Source organism: Peribacillus sp. NPDC058002, assembly GCF_042886655.1.
In the GTDB taxonomy this organism is placed as follows: domain Bacteria; phylum Bacillota; class Bacilli; order Bacillales; family DSM-1321; genus Peribacillus; species Peribacillus aracenensis.
The window spans coordinates 1-18,061 of the sequence record NZ_JBHVQU010000081.1 but is presented as its reverse complement, the minus strand read 5'-3'; the positions used below and the strand labels follow the sequence as shown (position 1 = coordinate 18,061).

The 18,061-nt window shown below is 41.7% G+C and carries 16 protein-coding genes and 1 tRNA gene; 16 read left to right on the top strand and 1 reads right to left on the bottom strand.

The window, feature by feature from the left end:
* Positions 1-74: 74 nt before the first annotated feature.
* Positions 75-148: transfer RNA gene (locus ACFVSH_RS15030), tRNA-Met, on the bottom strand.
* 327 nt (positions 149-475) lie between these two features.
* Between ACFVSH_RS15030 and spoIIE the strand changes: the two genes are divergently transcribed.
* The 16 genes from spoIIE (at position 476) to lysS (ending at position 17,677) form a co-directional block, all read left to right on the top strand.
* On the top strand, positions 476-2,950 hold the full coding sequence (gene spoIIE, locus ACFVSH_RS15025; RefSeq protein WP_260288345.1) for a stage II sporulation protein E: 2,475 nt from the start codon (positions 476-478) through the stop codon (positions 2,948-2,950).
* Between the two features lie 190 nt (positions 2,951-3,140).
* The gene (locus ACFVSH_RS15020; protein WP_387604905.1) at positions 3,141-3,878 is read left to right on the top strand and encodes a VWA domain-containing protein; all 738 of its coding nucleotides are present in this window, start codon (positions 3,141-3,143) and stop codon (positions 3,876-3,878) included.
* A complete protein-coding gene (locus tag ACFVSH_RS15015; RefSeq protein WP_387706634.1) occupies positions 3,844-4,842 on the top strand; it encodes a protein kinase domain-containing protein in 999 nt (332 codons plus the stop codon). Before ACFVSH_RS15020 ends, ACFVSH_RS15015 begins: the two co-directional genes overlap by 35 nt.
* A 93-nt stretch (positions 4,843-4,935) precedes the next feature.
* Entirely contained in the window at positions 4,936-6,330 is a 1,395-nt protein-coding gene (gene tilS / locus ACFVSH_RS15010; RefSeq protein ID WP_387604903.1) for a tRNA lysidine(34) synthetase TilS, read from the top strand.
* A gap of 32 nt (positions 6,331-6,362) precedes the next feature.
* Positions 6,363-6,902 carry a hypoxanthine phosphoribosyltransferase gene (hpt, locus tag ACFVSH_RS15005; protein WP_076373001.1) on the top strand — a complete coding sequence of 180 codons (540 nt, stop codon included), beginning with the start codon at positions 6,363-6,365 and terminating at the stop codon, positions 6,900-6,902.
* Positions 6,903-7,019: 117 nt separating this feature from the next.
* Positions 7,020-9,080, top strand: coding sequence for an ATP-dependent zinc metalloprotease FtsH (gene ftsH, locus ACFVSH_RS15000; RefSeq protein WP_260288347.1), 2,061 nt, complete (start codon positions 7,020-7,022; stop codon positions 9,078-9,080).
* A gap of 167 nt (positions 9,081-9,247) precedes the next feature.
* Entirely contained in the window at positions 9,248-10,027 is a 780-nt protein-coding gene (locus ACFVSH_RS14995; protein ID WP_387604902.1) for a type III pantothenate kinase, read from the top strand.
* 27 nt (positions 10,028-10,054) lie between these two features.
* Positions 10,055-10,936, top strand: coding sequence for an Hsp33 family molecular chaperone HslO (hslO, locus tag ACFVSH_RS14990; protein WP_387706632.1), 882 nt, complete (start codon positions 10,055-10,057; stop codon positions 10,934-10,936).
* Positions 10,937-10,954: 18 nt separating this feature from the next.
* Complete coding sequence (locus tag ACFVSH_RS14985) at positions 10,955-11,851, top strand: peptidyl-prolyl cis-trans isomerase (protein ID WP_387706630.1); 897 nt, start codon at positions 10,955-10,957, stop codon at positions 11,849-11,851.
* Between the two features lie 129 nt (positions 11,852-11,980).
* Positions 11,981-12,907, top strand: a complete 927-nt coding sequence (gene cysK, locus ACFVSH_RS14980) for a cysteine synthase A (protein ID WP_387604898.1) — start codon at positions 11,981-11,983, stop codon at positions 12,905-12,907.
* 167 nt (positions 12,908-13,074) lie between these two features.
* Positions 13,075-13,911 carry a dihydropteroate synthase gene (gene folP / locus ACFVSH_RS14975; protein ID WP_387604896.1) on the top strand — a complete coding sequence of 279 codons (837 nt, stop codon included), beginning with the start codon at positions 13,075-13,077 and terminating at the stop codon, positions 13,909-13,911.
* A gap of 1 nt (position 13,912) precedes the next feature.
* Entirely contained in the window at positions 13,913-14,272 is a 360-nt protein-coding gene (gene folB / locus ACFVSH_RS14970) for a dihydroneopterin aldolase (RefSeq protein ID WP_260288353.1), read from the top strand.
* 2 nt (positions 14,273-14,274) lie between these two features.
* Positions 14,275-14,802 carry a 2-amino-4-hydroxy-6-hydroxymethyldihydropteridine diphosphokinase gene (gene folK, locus ACFVSH_RS14965; RefSeq protein ID WP_387706628.1) on the top strand — a complete coding sequence of 176 codons (528 nt, stop codon included), beginning with the start codon at positions 14,275-14,277 and terminating at the stop codon, positions 14,800-14,802.
* Complete coding sequence (locus ACFVSH_RS14960; RefSeq protein ID WP_063235935.1) at positions 14,754-14,966, top strand: helix-turn-helix domain-containing protein; 213 nt, start codon at positions 14,754-14,756, stop codon at positions 14,964-14,966. Before folK ends, ACFVSH_RS14960 begins: the two co-directional genes overlap by 49 nt.
* Before the next feature lie 23 nt (positions 14,967-14,989).
* Entirely contained in the window at positions 14,990-15,988 is a 999-nt protein-coding gene (gene dusB, locus ACFVSH_RS14955; RefSeq protein WP_260288354.1) for a tRNA dihydrouridine synthase DusB, read from the top strand.
* Positions 15,989-16,183: 195 nt separating this feature from the next.
* Positions 16,184-17,677: a lysine--tRNA ligase gene (gene lysS, locus ACFVSH_RS14950; protein WP_387604890.1), complete on the top strand. Its 1,494-nt coding sequence runs from the start codon at positions 16,184-16,186 to the stop codon at positions 17,675-17,677.
* Positions 17,678-18,061 lie beyond the last annotated feature (384 nt).

Here is an 18,061-nt window from a genome sequence, read left to right as displayed (position 1 = left end):
AACCCGTGTTACCGCCGTGAAAGGGCGGTGTCTTAACCGCTTGACCAACGGGCCGTGATTTTCATGAAAAAAGATAGCGGCAGAGGGGATCGAACCCCCGACCTCACGGGTATGAACCGTACGCTCTAGCCAGCTGAGCTACGCCGCCATAATGGTAAGTGCTACTGAAGCACAAGTTATATCTTACAGTCGTGAAGAAAAAATGTCAACAAAAAAAATAAAGTTTGTCGGTTTCCATTTCCTGATTATTTATTCGTGTTATTTTCCGCAAAAATAACCTAAAAACTTTGCTTTTCTTCAAAAAAAAAAGAACGCCCGTTTCCGTATTGAAAAAAAAGGGACAAAAACCTGTATACAAATGATTGTTCAAGAAGAATTTCGTCGAACGTTTTTGTTATTCGCTTATAAAATTCTGACAAAAAAATAGACAAGCCCTCTATATAATAAAAACCACTAATACGAATGGGGTGTTGAAATGGAAAAAGTAGAAAGACCTATGATGGAACCTCTTGGAGATGTTCAATTAAAAGAAGCGAAGGCAGGGGCCATCAATTGGATCCAACAACTGCAAATGAAGTCGGAAGACATATTCATAAAAAAAGGTATCTCTTTAGCAATTATCGGTTTTTTATTAGGACGGGCTTTGATTCTTTCGCAGCTTGCACCATTTGGACTTCCGTTTTTCGCAGCTGTTTTTCTCATGAGACGTGATAGGGCTCCGCTGGCTTTATTCGGATTGATTGCAGGTGGGCTGACCGTTCACTATTCGAATAGTTTAGTCATCTTTGCATCGGCGTTCCTGCTCCTGTTATTTCATAAAATCAAGAAGCCCGCCGTGGAAGGACAATTCAAGACCATGTCGATGTACGTCTTTGCTTCACTATTCCTGGTCAACCTGGCGGAGCAATATCTGGTATTTCGAACGATTCAGCTGTATGACTTAATGATGATAGGGGTAGAGGCGGGACTCGCAATGATTTTAACCTTAATCTTCATACAATCCATCCCGATGCTGACCGTTCGGACAAAGTCCCAATCATTAAAGACGGAGGAAATCGTCAGCATCATCATCCTGCTGGCTTCGGTGATGACCGGAACCATCGGCTGGATGATCTACGATTTATCACTCGACCATATATTCTCGCGATACCTGGTCCTCCTCTTCGGGCTGGCAGGAGGGGCCGCCATAGGCTCCACTGTAGGTGTAGTTACTGGATTGATATTCAGCTTGGCAAGTATTGCAAGTCTTTATCAAATGAGCCTTCTCGCATTTTCAGGGCTCCTGGGAGGCTTATTGAAGGAGGGAAGGAAGATAGGGGTTGCTAGCGGCCTCTTGATTGCTACATTACTGATAGGTTTATATGGTGAGGGCACCAATAATATTATGGTGACCCTTTATGAATCACTTATAGCTGTGGCCCTGTTTATATTGACGCCGTCATCCATAATCAACAAAATAGCGAAACATATACCGGGAACAGTCGAGAATTCTGATGAGCAGCAGCAGTATGCCCGAAAAGTGAGGGATGTCACCGCTCAAAGGGTGGAGCAATTCTCACATGTATTTGAGGCGCTCTCAAATAGCTTTTCCCAAGTGGATGAAAGGGGGAGATTGGAGGAAGATGAGAAAGAATTCGACTACTTCTTAAGTAATGTAACGGAAAAGACGTGCCAGCTTTGTTTTAAGAAGGAACAATGCTGGTCCAAGAACTTTAATACAACCTATGACGGCATGCAGGAAATTATGCTTCAATTAAGTGAAAATAATGGCCAGCTCCCCCAAAAAACTTCGAAAGAATGGGGGAAATATTGTAGCCGCGGGCCTCAGGTCATTGGGGCGATAGCACAGGAACTTACTTATTTTGAAGCTAACCAAAAATTAAAAAGGCAGGTGAAGGAAAGCCGGAAACTGGTGGCGGATCAACTGAGGGGCGTTTCGGCAGTAATGGATGACTTTGCGAAAGAAATTCAAAGGGAAAGGAAGAATCATCATGTACATGAAGAATCCATTTTGGAAGCCATCCAGGATTTTGGCCTGCACATAGGCCATGTTGAAATATACAGTCTAGAACAAGGAAATGTTGATATAGAGATGAGTGTCCCATACTGCCAGGGCAGAGGGGAATGTGAAAAGTTGATTGCACCCATGCTTTCTGACATTTTAGGGGAAACGATAGTCGTTCATTCAGAAGAGTGTGCAACATATCCAAACGGGCAATGTGAGGTGATATTTAGGTCAGCAAAAAAATTCACGGTCGAAACGGGTGTGGCTCATGCTGCCAAGGGGGGAGGGCTTGTATCAGGAGACAGTTATACGACAATGGAAATTGGCTGCGGCAAATTCGCGATAGCCATCAGTGATGGAATGGGAAATGGGGAAAGGGCCCATTTTGAAAGTACAGAGACATTGAAGCTTCTACAAAAATTTTTACAATCGGGAATAGAAGAAAAAATAGCCATTAAATCCGTAAACTCCGTATTATCTCTACGCACTACCGATGAAATATTTTCGACTCTTGATTTGGCAATGATTGATCTTCAGGACGCAAGGGCTAAGTTTTTAAAAATCTGTTCGATACCGAGTTTCATTAAAAGGGGGGATAGGATAATAAAAATCGAATCAAGTAACCTTCCTATGGGAATCATCCAGGATTTCGATGTTGATGTTGTATCAGAAGAGCTGAAGGCAGGGGACATATTAATCATGATGAGCGATGGAGTGTTCGATGGCCCCTCACATGTCGAAAATATCGAGTTCTGGCTTAAACGGAAAATCAAGGAAATGGAAACAGACGACCCGCAGGAAATCTCTGATTTAATATTGGAAGAAGTCATCCGAACTAAAGGGATCATAGATGATGATATGACAGTGGTTACATCGAAAATAAAGCATAACACACCGAAATGGGCGTCCATTCCCGTTTCTCCAAAACGTAAAAAGGCACAGTAGGGGCCGTTTATATAAATAAAATGAAAAAAACCAAAATGAGGTGGAGAAATGGAAGACGGATAAAAGGTAAGGGTTGCACTCTTTTCAATCCCTTCACTCCGTGATGTGACTTGATGAGATGTCTTTGGCGTATAATTTCCCCCTTTTTAGTCAATTATGGTAACAAATTGATAGGAAGGGAGAGCAAAACATGAAAGCAGGAACATTAAGACAGATTTTGCTTATAACCGACGGATGTTCAAATCATGGTGAGGAACCTTCTGCCATGGCTGAATTGGCAAGGGAGCAAGGCATAACCATCAATGTCATAGGTGTCATGGAAAATGATGTGATAGATGAAAAGGGGCTTAAGGAAATTGAGAAGATTGCTGGTTCCGGAGGTGGCGTAAGTCAAATAGTCTATGCTCAGCAGTTGTCCCAAACCGTCCAAATGGTGACCCAAAAGGCAATGACTCAAACTATACAGGGCGTTATCAATCGTGAACTTCAACAAATACTTGGAGATTCAAAAACGATGGACGATCTTCCGCCCGATAAACGAGGAGAAGTGATGGAGGTGGTTGATGAGCTTGGGGAAACAAGCAAGCTCGAAGTATTGATTCTTGTTGATACAAGTGCAAGCATGAAACATAAACTGCCTACAGTAAAAGATTCTTTATTAGATCTTTCCCTTAGTATGAATGCAAGAATGGGTGATAGCCGTTTTTCCGTATTCGTATTTCCTGGGAAAAGAAATGATGTTGAAAAGCTGCTGGATTGGACCCCGAACCTTGAAGCCTTGACGGCAACTTTTCCTAAGCTTAGCACAGGGGGACTCACTCCGACTGGTCCGGCCATTCGTGAAGCTTTGACATATTTCAATAAAAAACGTTCATTGAGGGGATTGTTATCACATGATGATGAACAATACTTTGAGGAATCAATGTAAACTCCTGCCTGGCAGTGTAGTCACTGGAAAATGGAATAAAAATCAGTACAAAATCATTAAGGAATTGGGGTGTGGAGCGAACGGGATCGTCTATTTGGTTGAAAGCGGAAATCGTCATTATGCTTTAAAGCTCAGTGATAATGGGACGTCCATTATTTCGGAGATGAATATCCTAAAATCCTTTTCAAAGGTCCAGGGGTCTACCCTTGGACCTTCCTTTTTGGAAGCGGATGATTTCATGAAAACAGGAAAGCAGCTCCCTTTTTATGTCATGGAATATATCCACGGACACGATTTTTTGCGTTTCATCGATAAAAAAGGTACATCATGGATTGGAGTCTTGATGCTTCAGCTTTTAACAAGCTTGTCTGCCTTGCATGCCAATGGATGGGTATTCGGGGATTTAAAACCTGAGAATTTAATCGTGACTTCACCAGCCTATAAGGTACGGTGCGTGGATGTTGGCGGAACCACCTTAATCGGGCGATCTGTTAAAGAATTCACTGAGTTCTTTGACAGGGGTTACTGGGGACTTGGATCAAGAAAGGCTGATCCGCAATATGACTTGTTCGCTGTTGCGATGATTATTATCAATTCAGCCTACCCTGGACGTTTCCATAAGAAAGGGGAGGGGTATAGACAGCTTAACGACCTGATTAAGCAGAAAAAGGAATTGCACCCATATAGAAAGCTGCTGGATAAAGCACTCCGCGGGCAGTATGATTCAGCCCTCCAAATGCGGGAGGATTTGGTCATGGTTCTAAGTAAGCGAAATCATTCGAAGAAAAAGGGCCTGACTCAGGCAGCGGCGGGTCAGCCGCATACAATACAACCTGCAACGAGACAAGCAAGAAGGTCCCAAAACCATTCAAAAAAGAAAAGTGGCGGTTTTTTTGAAACTTTTTTGCTGGTTGCCATCATATCGATGCTCTATGTTCTATACATATATGAACAGTTGTTATGATATAGTTATTATGTGAATGCCATGGAATAGTTGAAACCATTTCATGATTGAATCGTATAAAACTAATGCCTGTTCATAAAGAAGGAAGATTGTATGTTAAAGGAAAAAGTTCTGAGTACCATTTATAGAAATGAATTGATTAAGGAACACTCGAAGTTGCTAATAGGCGTTTCCGGAGGACCGGACTCATTGGTGCTTCTCCATATCCTTAAGGAAATTCAACCTCTTTTTCATTACGAGATGATCGTTGCAAGTGTTGACCATATGTTTCGAGGTGAAGAATCCTATGAGGATTACAAATATGTCGAGCATATATGTAAACGGTGGGGCATTACATTCGAGGGAAAAAGGATCGATGTTCCTGCCCGGATGGAGCAGATGGGGGAAAGTTCACAAGTAACGTCAAGAAAGTCGCGTTTTGCTTTCTATGAGGAAATGATGGATAAACATCAAGCCTCCACGCTTGTACTGGGGCATCATGGAGATGACCAAATAGAAACGATGCTCATGCGTTTAACAAGAGGGGCGACAGGTAAGGCGAGAGCTGGTATTCCCATAAAAAGACGGTTCCATACCGGGAATCTGGTCAGGCCTTTTCTTGAAATTACGAAAAGCCAAATAATCGAATATGCGGTCCTTCATAATATTGAACCAAGGTTTGATCCGAGCAATGAAACGGGTGCCTATGCAAGAAATCGTTTTAGACATGAAGTCCTTCCATTTTTAAAGAAGGAAAATAGAAAGGTTCATGAGCATTTTCAACGATTCAGTGAAGAGCTTTATGAAGATGAAGAGTTTTTTTTGAACATGGTTTCAAGCAAAATGTCCGAGGTTTGGATCCAACAGGATAAAGATCAAGCGGTTATTCAGATTGATAAGGTTCTAGCGATGCCTAAACCTTTACAAAGAAGGGCGATTCAACTAATATTAAACTATCTTTATTTGGAGAGACCTTCATCGCTTTCGGCATTACATATTGACCAACTTTTAGTTTTGTTTTTAAATCCTCAACCATCTGCAGAATTGCATCTTCCGGAGGGCCTTATTGCGGAAAAATCATATCAAGCTTGCACTTTTAGATTTTTTCGGCAAAAAAGCCTTAAATATTCCCTTAAATTACAAATTCCCGGTGAGACTATTCTTCCGAATGGATATAAGATTAAAGCGCACTATATAAAAGAAGAAATTCCGGTACTTAGAGGAAATCATTCTTTTATTCTTCCCGAATCAGCTGTTCAGTTTCCTCTTACAGTCCGGACCAGGAATGAAGGCGAACGGATGGCCGTCAAGGGATTGGGTGGAACTAAAAAGTTAAAGGATATTTTCATTAATGAAAAGATCCCGATGCTAGAAAGAAATGTGTGGCCGGTCATCATCGATCAAACGGGAATGGCCATTTGGCTACCTGGTTTAAAGAAATCGAATATTGAGCCGGATATAATTTCTGATGAAAAATCTTTAATCTACTTAGAATATAAAAAAGCTTAATTCTTCTTGGGGGGCAATAAATTACAATGACCATGCAAAACGACATTGAAAAGGTTTTAATATCAGAGGAAGAACTTCAAAAAAAAATCAGGGAATTGGGTGCGCAGCTTGAAGCTGATTACCAAGGTAAGTTCCCGTTGGCAATCGGAGTGCTGAAAGGCGCCATGCCATTTATGTCAGATTTACTGAAACGTGTGGATACACATCTTGAAATGGACTTTATGGATGTTTCAAGCTATGGTAACTCCACTGTATCTTCCGGTGAAGTGAAAATCATCAAAGATCTTGATACATCGGTTGAAGGCCGGGATATTTTGATCATAGAAGATATTATCGACAGCGGTTTGACTCTTAGCTATCTTGCGGAACTTTTCCGTTATCGAAAAGCAAAATCAATTAAAATCGTTACATTATTGGATAAACCAACAGGCAGGAAAGCGGATATCACTCCGGATTATGCCGGGTTCATCGTTCCGGATGCATTTGTTGTCGGATATGGTCTTGATTTTGCGGAAAAGTATCGTAATCTCCCGTATATTGGCATATTGAAGCCTGAAATTTACTCGAATTAATCGTACTTGTTTGAAAGAGAAGACCAGATAAAAACAGCGGTGTTAAATTATTGTAATTCATTAATTTTGTATGATAGTATTTACTATAGTTTGTTTACCCGTGGGAGGAGGTAAGGGATGAATCGGATCTTCCGTAATACCATATTTTATTTACTGATCTTTTTGGTCATCATTGGGATTGTAAGCATTTTTAATAATAACAATGAACCAACGGAGAAAATGACCCAAGATGAATTCTATAAGCATTTGGAGAATGGGGATGTTACTGCACTGACGATGCAGCCCGAAAGCAGTGTATTTGAAATCACAGGAAAGCTCAAAGGTTATGAGGAAAATAAATTCTTTGTGACGTACGTGCCTTTCAGTGAATATTCTCAGAGCAGAATCAATGATGCCGTAACCAAGTTGGGTAAGGACATCATCACTGTTGAACCTCCAGAAAAAACAAGTGGCTGGGTGACATTTTTCACTTCCATCATTCCATTTGTAATCATTTTTATTCTCTTCTTCTTTTTACTTAACCAAGCTCAGGGCGGCGGTGGTGGCCGTGTCATGAACTTCGGGAAAAGTAAGGCGAAATTGTATAATGATGATAAGAAAAAAGTACGCTTCAACGATGTTGCCGGGGCGGACGAAGAAAAGCAGGAACTTGTCGAGGTTGTTGAATTCTTGAAAGACCCTCGAAAATTTGCCGAGCTTGGAGCCCGTATTCCTAAAGGGGTACTTTTAGTTGGGCCTCCTGGTACAGGTAAAACTTTACTTGCACGAGCAGTGGCTGGTGAAGCCGGAACTCCTTTCTTCTCAATCAGTGGTTCTGATTTTGTTGAAATGTTTGTGGGTGTCGGTGCATCCCGTGTTCGTGATTTGTTTGAAAATGCTAAGAAGAATGCACCATGTATCATCTTTATCGATGAAATTGATGCAGTCGGACGTCAACGTGGCGCAGGTCTTGGCGGCGGTCACGATGAACGCGAACAGACATTGAACCAACTTCTGGTGGAAATGGATGGTTTCGGTGGTAATGAAGGAATCATAATCATCGCTGCGACTAACCGTGCTGATGTATTGGATCCGGCATTACTGCGTCCAGGACGTTTTGACCGTCAAATAACGGTAGGGCGCCCTGATGTTAAGGGCCGTGAAGAAGTTCTGAAAGTGCATGCACGCAATAAACCATTAGCAGAAACAGTCGATTTGAAAGCGATCGCTCAGCGTACTCCAGGATTTTCTGGTGCGGATCTTGAAAACTTATTGAATGAAGCTGCGCTTGTGGCTGCCCGTCAAGATAAGAAGAAGATCGACATGTCCGATTTGGATGAAGCATCGGATCGCGTTATCGCTGGACCTGCCAAGAAAACCCGTGTCATTTCCAAAAAGGAAAGAAATATCGTAGCGTGGCATGAAGCAGGCCATACCATTATTGGATTGGTTCTGGATGATGCCGAAGTCGTTCATAAGGTTACGATTGTCCCTCGTGGTCAAGCTGGCGGTTATGCAGTTATGCTGCCGAAAGAGGATCGTTTCTTCATGACGGAACCTGAGCTTAAAGATAAAATCGTAGGGCTATTGGGTGGCCGTGTAGCCGAAGAAGTCACATTCGGAGAAGTGAGTACCGGTGCTCATAACGATTTCCAACGTGCAACGGGCATAGCTCGGAGCATGGTTATGGAATATGGCATGAGTAAACTTGGACCGCTTCAATTCGGTAATTCACAAGGTCAGGTCTTCCTAGGCCGAGATTTCAACAATGATCAAAACTATTCAGATGCAATAGCATATGAAATTGATCTTGAAATCCAACGTATCATCAAGGAAGCTTACGAAAGATGTAAGACGATTCTTACTGAAAATCGTGAAAAACTTGATTTGGTCGCAAAAACCTTGCTTGATGTGGAAACGCTTGATGCTGAACAGATCAAAGGTTTATTCCATAATGGTAAATTGCCAGAACGGGATTATACAGCCCTTAATGGGAATTTAACCACTGATGAGAATGTCAAGGTGAACATCAATACGAAGAAGGAAGAAAAAGAGGCCCTGTTAGATCCATTGGATAAGAGAGGACCTGAGGACCTTGAAATAACGGAGGAAGGATTGAATACTCCTCCAATCAAAGAAGGTGCGCCTCAAGATCAGCCGCTTTCCTTCCCGAACGAAGATGACAATAAAAAGTCTTAAGTTGACTGAATTCAAAAGGGTATTTCCGCCTCGGAAATACCCTTTTCTTCACTCTTGAATTAATTATGATGAAGTTTCTGGGTTACCTTTCGAAAAGTGCGACTAATAGCGTGGTAAATAACAGTGTGGTATGATGTTGGAGAATAATTTACCGGAGTGATGAAACGATGATTTTTGTATTGGATGTTGGGAATACGAATACTGTACTAGGCGTATACGATGAAGATATTTTAAAATATCATTGGCGAATTGAGACTAGCCGTCACAAGACAGAAGATGAGTATGGAATGATCATAAAGTCTTTGCTGCAACATGAAGGTCTTTCGTTTGATCAATTTGATGGAATCATCATTTCTTCGGTAGTTCCGCCAATTATGTTTGCGCTTGAACGAATGTGCAAAAAATACTTTGGTATAAAACCGCTTATAGTTGGACCTGGAATAAAAACTGGATTGAATATTAAATACGAAAATCCGCGTGAGGTGGGTGCGGACCGAATCGTTAATGCTGTTGCAGGCATTCAGGAATATGGAAGCCCTCTCATTATCGTGGACTTTGGCACGGCAACTACATATTGCTATATAAATGAGGATAAACAATACATGGGCGGAGCCATTGCCCCGGGTATAAATATTTCTACTGAAGCACTTTATTCAAAGGCAGCCAAACTTCCAAGAATAGAAATCAGCCGGCCAGAAGGGATTATTGGGAAAAATACGGTGTCCGCCATGCAGGCTGGTATTTTGTATGGGTATGTTGGACAGGTAGAAGGAATCGTTAATCGAATTAAGGAGCAAAGTAATCTAGAACCAACGGTAATAGCAACTGGTGGATTGGCTACCTTAATTGCCAATGAGTCTACTGTGATTGACGTAGTGGAGCCATTTTTGACCTTGAAGGGGCTGCAGTTGATTTATAAACGTAATCGTGAGCAAGTGAAGAAGTAACACAAAGCATGGAAGGAGCAAAAATAAATGAAAGATTATCTAATAAAGGCGTTAGGTTATGAGGGACAGGTTCGGGCATATGCTGTTTCAACAACAGACACGGTAGGAGAAGCTCAGCGGCGCCATTATACATGGCCTACTGCTTCAGCTGCCCTTGGACGGGCGATGACGGCAGGCGTCATGATGGGCGGAATGTTAAAAGGTGAAGAAAAGCTGACGATTAAAATCGAAGGCGGAGGACCGATCGGTTCCATCCTGGTCGACAGCAATGCAAAGGGAGAAGTCCGCGGATATGTCACTCACCCGCAAACTCACTTTGATTTGAATGAGCAAGGAAAGCTTGATGTAAGGAAAGCGGTAGGAACCGATGGATTGTTGACTGTTGTCAAAGATATCGGTCTTCGTGATTACTTTTCAGGTCAGGTACCGATTGTATCGGGAGAATTAGGTGAAGATTTCACATATTACTTTGTTACTTCCGAACAGGTGCCTTCATCTGTGGGGGTTGGGGTCCTGGTCAATCCGGATAATTCAATCCTTGCAGCGGGTGGATTCATCATCCAGTTGATGCCGGGTACACCCGAAGATACGATTTCAAAAATCGAAAATCGACTAAGCACGATAACTCCTGTTTCTAAGATGATTCAGAGCGGCATGACTCCTGAAGAAATCCTAACCGAGATTTTAGGTGAGGGCAATGTGAATATACTAGAAAAAATGGATGTCCAATTCTCCTGTCAATGTTCTAAGGAAAGAATTGCAAATGCATTGATTAGCCTAGGGCAAGCTGAAATTCGGGATATCATTGATACAGATGGACAAGCGGAAGCACATTGTCATTTTTGTAATCAGACCTACCAATTCTCGAAGGAAGAACTCGAGGAACTAGAAGCGGAAACCAAAAAATAATATACGGGGGATAAGGGTTTGCCAAAACAAAAGCTTCGGGCGATTATTGCTGCCCTTGCCTTGTTGAACCTATTGACTATCATTATCTTTGTCATAAAACCACTGATCATTTCAAAATCCGTCATCGGGGAAGAAACGGCCGCAAAGGTTGGATCCAAGGATATTTCCCGGGACGCATGGATTAATGAGCTCGAAAAAAGATATGGGGAAGATGTACTTGAGGAAATGGTCGATAAAGAGGTCGTGAAACAGGCAGCTGAAAAATATAAAGTGGAAATTTCGGATGAAGAGCTTGATCGGGAACTTAAAATGATGAAAACGATGTATGGGACTGCCGGTCAGAACCTTAATAAAAGTAACGAGCAACTGAGGCAGGAAATTCAATCGAGTCTCCTCCTCGAGAAGCTCCTTACCAAGGACGTTTCGGTCTCCGAAACGGCAATGCGGAATCATTATGATAATAATAAGGATATCTACAGAATCCCTACTGCTTTCCATATTTCCCATATTACCTCTTCTACAAAAAAGCAAGCGGACCAAATCGTACGTGAACTGGAGAAAGGCGTCCCCTTTGATGTCTTAGCGATGGAAAAGTCCCTTGATGAATTCACTGCCAACCAAGGTGGCGACATGGGTTATATATCCCAGGATAACGAGAAAGTCTCCAAGGAATACATTACTGCTGCCGAGAATTTGAAGGTGAAAAAGTGGAGTGATCCGATTCAAACGGAAGAAGGCTGGGCCATTATCTATCTGCATGAAAGAATAAAGGGCAAGCAGTATGAATATGATGAGGTTAAAGACAAGATTCAACGCCAAATAGCTCTTGAACAGATTCAGGCACCGGTCTCAGGGAAAATTTTCTGGGACGAATTTGATGTAGAGTGGTTTTATGGATCGAAAGAACAAAAGTAGGTCGATGGTTGTGTGAGAAAATTTAGAATATAGTATATAATCATTGACAATGAACTATAAAAACTGGTAACTTTAAATTTATAAAACCAATAAACATACTCGGTATTAAAATGATAAGGAGTGGAGAAAATGGCACGTATAGCTAATTCTGTAATCGATTTAATTGGACAAACACCTATTGTGAAGTTAAACAAGCTTCAAAATGAAAACAGTGCAGATATCTATCTGAAACTTGAGTATTTTAACCCAGGCAGTAGTGTAAAAGACCGTATCGCCCTTGCGATGATCGAAGCGGCAGAAAAAAATGGTACCCTTAAGCCAGGTGATACGATCATTGAACCTACAAGCGGAAACACTGGAATAGGACTTGCGATGGTAGCTGCGGCAAAGGGCTATAAATCAATTCTGGTTATGCCGGAGACGATGAGTTTGGAACGCCGTAACTTGCTTCGTGCTTATGGTGCAGAATTAGTTCTTACTCCTGGACCTGAAGGAATGAAGGGTGCAATTTCAAAGGCGACTGAGCTGTCTAAAGAAAAAGGTTACTTCATTCCACAGCAATTCGAGAATGTAGCCAACCCTGAAGTTCATCGGAACACTACAGGACCTGAAATCGTTGAAGCCTTTGGTGATGAAGGTCTGGATGCATTCGTTGCCGGAATCGGTACTGGCGGAACGATAACAGGTGCTGGTGAAGTCCTGCGTGAAAAATACCCTAACATTAAGATTTTTGCTGTTGAGCCTGCGGACTCTCCGGTATTATCGGGTGGGGCTCCAGGACCTCATAAAATCCAAGGAATCGGTGCAGGCTTCGTCCCAAGTATTTTGAATACTGATCTCTATGACGAAATCATTCAAGTCAATACAGAGGAATCGTTTGATTATGCCCGCCGTGCGGCTAAAGAGGAAGGAATCCTTGGTGGAATTTCTTCTGGTGGCGCAATTGCAGCTGCCATTAAAGTGGCTGACAAGCTGGGGAAAGGCAAAAAGGTACTAGCTATCATACCAAGTAATGGTGAACGCTACTTAAGTACGCCATTATATAACTTTGAGTAAGACGAGACACTAAAAATTAGAAGCGAAGTTCCTTCCTTAGGGGCTTTGCTTTTCTTTTTGTAGTAAAGTCTGCAGAAGCTTCCCAAATCTTCATGGAACTTGCACTATGCCTATGTAAATGGGTAAACTCGTATATATAGATTTCTTAAGGCGAAGGAGAACGTTGGATGTCATTAGCTGGAGCGTCAAAAATAAAATGCGGTTCATTTGATTTGGATTACAGTAATAGAACCTTAATTATGGGTATTTTGAATGTTACGCCGGACTCCTTTTCGGATGGCGGGAAATATAATCGGATAGATGCCGCTTTGAAGCATGCCGAACGGATGGTCAACGACGGAGCTGATTTATTGGATGTAGGCGGGGAGTCCACCCGTCCTAACTATGAGAGGATATCGGATGAAGAGGAAATAGAGAGAGTCGCCCCGATTATTGAAGCCATATCCCGTAATATTGAGGTACCAATATCGGTCGATACGTATAAATCAAGAGTAGCCGAAGCGGCTGTAAAAGCAGGAGCCCATATATTAAATGACATTTGGGGAGGTAAGGCCGATTCCTTGATGTCAAAGGTTGCTGCGGAATATAAGGTGCCTATTATCTTGATGCATAACAGAGATAATATGAGTTATGGACATTTTGTGCGGGATGTACTTCAGGATTTATTCGAAAGCATCATGTTGGTTAAGGAGGCGGGAGTCAAGGATGAAAACATCATTCTCGATCCGGGAATCGGCTTTGCGAAAGATTTAAATTTAAATTTGGAAATGATGAGGAACCTTGATAAGCTGGTATCTTTAGGTTATCCTGTACTGCTAGCAACATCAAGGAAGTCCATGATTGGACATGTTCTGGACCTGCCGCCTGATGAGCGGATGGAAGGAACAGCCGCCACGATCTGCCATGGCATTCAACAAGGCTGTCAAATGGTTCGTGTACATGATGTGAAGGAAATGGCACGGACTGCAAAGATGATGGATGCTCTATTAGGGAAAGGTGAATGAAATGGATAAGATATATGTGAATAAAATGGAGTTTTACGGTTATCATGGAGTTTTTCCGGAAGAAACGAAGCTTGGTCAGCGGTTTAAGGTGGATTTGATTGTCCAGACTGATTTAACCAAGGCTGGGAAGAGTGACAACCTTGAAGACTCAATCAACTATGGTGAGTTATATGAAGTGTGTAAAAGTGTTGTCGAGGGAGAACCTTTTAAGTTAGTGGAGGCTGTTGCTGAAAAAATTGCCTCTGAACTACTTATTAAATATTCTTCTATCGAGACATGCACCGTGAAGGTTTATAAACCAGATCCTCCAATAGCAGGTCATTATGACTCGGTTGCTATAGAGATTGTTAGGGGACGCTGATTGTGGTAAATATTGCTTACCTTTCAATAGGCTCGAACTTAGGGGATCGCCTTGAAACATTCCAAAGGGCTTTCCAGTTATTGTCTGAAAATCCGCATATCAAGTTGGTGGCCTGCTCTTCTTTATATGAAACAGACCCGATAGGATATGAAGATCAGGACTGTTTTTTAAATGCTGTCCTAAAAGTGAAAACCGATTTAGAACCGGAAAAATTACTTCACGCATGTATGAAAATTGAACAAGGATTAGGGAGAAAAAGGGAAATCAGGTGGGGTCCCCGTACTTTAGACCTTGACATTTTGTTATATAATCATGAAAATATTGAGACAGAGATTCTTTCAGTCCCGCACCCTCGTATGCACGAGAGGGCATTTGTTATCGTGCCTTTAATGGAAGTGGACCCTGATATATCACTTCCGCAAATGTATGCACCTTTGAGCGACCTGCTTGAACAGATTTCGGATAAAGAAGGAGTTCGATTATGGAAGGTGAAAAATGGGGAAGGCGTATTCGCGCTTTTCGAAAGTTAAAGGGTTATACCCAGGAAGGATTTGCGAAAGAAATAGGCGTTTCTGTTTCCTTGTTGGGAGAAGTCGAACGAGGGAACCGCAACCCTTCAGAAGCATTTTTACTGGAAGTGGCTGAAATACTTCATGTTTCCATTGAGGAGCTTCAGCCACCAGAGGATAAATGAAAGAATGTTATAGGAGGCACACCGTGTTAAAAATAGGCAATATAGAAATGAAGAATCCGGTAGTGCTAGCACCGATGGCGGGAGTCTGTAACTCGGCATTCCGCTTGACCGTCAAGGAATTTGGTGCTGGCCTTGTTTGTGCGGAGATGGTCAGTGACAAGGGAATCGTTTTACAAAATGCTAGAACGATGAATATGCTTTATATAGATGAAAGAGAAAAGCCGTTAAGTCTGCAAATCTTTGGCGGTGAAAAGAAATCTTTGGTCGAAGCAGCACAATTTGTAGATAAAAATACAAATGCTGACATCATTGATATCAACATGGGCTGCCCTGTCCCTAAAATCACTAAATGTGATGCGGGTGCAAAGTGGCTTCTCGATCCAAACAAAATTTATGAGATGGTTTCAGCGGTGGTTGATGCTGTTGAAAAGCCGGTAACGGTGAAAATGCGCATAGGCTGGGATGATGAGCACGTTTTTGCGATTCAAAATGCCCAGGCTGTTGAACGCGGAGGTGGCAAAGCTGTTTCCATGCATGGCAGAACACGAGTTCAAATGTATGAAGGAAAAGCTAACTGGGACATCATCCGTGAAGTGAAGAAATCAATTAATATTCCACTTATCGGTAACGGCGATGTGGAAACTCCACAGGATGCGGAAAGAATGCTGAAGGAAACGGGTGTTGATGGAGTCATGATCGGCCGTGCAGCTCTAGGTAACCCGTGGATGATTTACAGGACTGTGAAATATCTGGAAACTGGTCAACTGATGGATGAACCTTCTGTTCGTGAAAAGATGGAAGTTTGCGTGCTTCATATGGATCGTCTAATCGCGTTGAAAAATGAAAATGTCGCTGTTCGTGAAATGCGCAAGCATGCTTCTTGGTATTTAAAAGGTGTTAAAGGGAATGCTAAGGCACGTAAAGGGATTAATGTTTGTGAAACAAGGGAAGATGTTGTTAGCCTTCTATATGGACTCGTTGATGAAATTGAAGCGAAGCAACAGAATATCCAAATGGTCTGATGTTTGACATTACCTTCCTATTTTCCTATAATACGCTTATCTTAAACTGCCAGTAATCCTGGCAGTTTTTATATGTACATAAACGATGTTTTAAGATAAAAAGCTGTTGAATTCCTTTACTTTATGTAAGAATAAATATGTATGCAAAAGAATTTCTGATTAATTATATAATTGCATTTATTAATAAAGATGGAGATGATTTTCGTGAGTCATGAAGAATTGAATGACCAACTGCAGGTAAGGCGCGATAAAATGCAGGCCATGATGGATAATGGACAAGACCCTTTCGGGAGCAGATTCGAGCGCACACATAACACTGAGGAGATAGTCAGTGCTTATGGTGAATTAGAAAAAGAAGATCTTGAAGAAAAAGAAATTGAAGTTACGATCGCTGGCCGTGTCATGACGAAGCGTGGAAAAGGGAAAGCGGGATTTGCCCATATCCAGGATATTAGTGGCCAAATCCAAATCTACGTCCGTTTAGATAACATAGGAGAAGATTCTTACCAAATTTTCAACCAAACGGATCTTGGCGATATCGTAGGGATAACTGGCGTTATTTTCAAAACGAAAGTCGGGGAACTTTCCATAAAAGCTAAAGAATATGTGTTCCTTGCTAAAGCGCTTCGCCCGTTGCCTGATAAATTTCATGGCCTAAAGGATGTTGAAGAGCGTTACCGGAAGCGTTATGTCGATTTAATTACAAATGAGGAAAGTAAAAACACATTGATCATGCGCAGTCGTATTGTACAAGCCATGAGACGGTATTTGGATGATCACGGATACCTTGAAGTGGAAACGCCTCTACTGCACTCTGTTGCTGGTGGAGCTGCAGCACGCCCTTTCCTTACTCACCATAATGCCTTGGATATGCCTTTGAATTTAAGGATTGCCATCGAACTTCATCTAAAACGCTTAATCGTCGGCGGATTGGAGAAAGTTTATGAAATTGGCCGGGTTTTCAGAAATGAAGGCGTATCTACAAGACACAATCCTGAATTCACATTGATTGAATTATATGAGGCATATGCAGATTACCAAGATATCATGAGTTTAACGGAAAACCTGATTGCCCATATCGCTCAAGAAGTTCTGGGGACAACTACCATCCAGTATGGGGAGTATGAGATAGAGTTAAAGCCGGAATGGAAACGACTTCACATGGTTGATGCTGTAAAAGAATATACTGGGGTGGACTTCTGGACTCAAATGAGTAAAGAAGAAGCCCAGCAGCTTGCTAAAGAAAATGGGATTGAAGTTAAGGAATCCATGGAGTTCGGCCATATCGTAAATGAATTCTTTGAACAGAAGGTAGAAGATAAGTTGATTCAACCTACATTCATCTATGGCCATCCAGTGGAAATCTCTCCTTTGGCAAAGAAAAATCCGGAAGATTCCCGTTTCACAGATCGTTTTGAGTTATTCATTGTAGGTAGGGAGCATGCAAATGCCTTCACGGAGCTAAATGATCCTATTGATCAACGTCAACGCTTTGAAGCTCAATTAAAAGAGCGGGAGCAAGGTAATGATGAAGCCCATGAAATGGATGAAGATTTCTTGGAGGCGTTAGAATATGGAATGCCGCCAACTGGCGGACTTGGAATTGGTGTTGACCGTTTGGTTATGCTATTGACCAATTCTCCATCTATACGTGACGTCCTGTTATTCCCGTTGATGAGACATCGCTAATATAAGCAAAATGAATATTGATTGCAGGCCGAATTCGGATGGCCGGGATCATTGGGCGCAGCTCATGATCCTGGTATGTCCCATTCGGTTTTTGTTTTTTTATTATAATTTCATTTCCTTCAATAGAATGGATTCGAGGGCTTGAAAGAAAAACAATATTATCTCAAAAAAACTTTAAAAAAAGTATTGCGCAGTTAACGTAATGGTGTTATATTTATATCTGTCGTTACGAACGAGTTGCAAACAGATTACAAACTTTTAAAAAGTTTTAAAAAAGTTGTTGACTTACGGTAATGAAGATGTTATTATAAATAAGCTGTTTCGAAAGATATTGCTCTTTGAAAACTGAACAAAACAAAGCGCCAACGTTAAATTTTAAGTGAG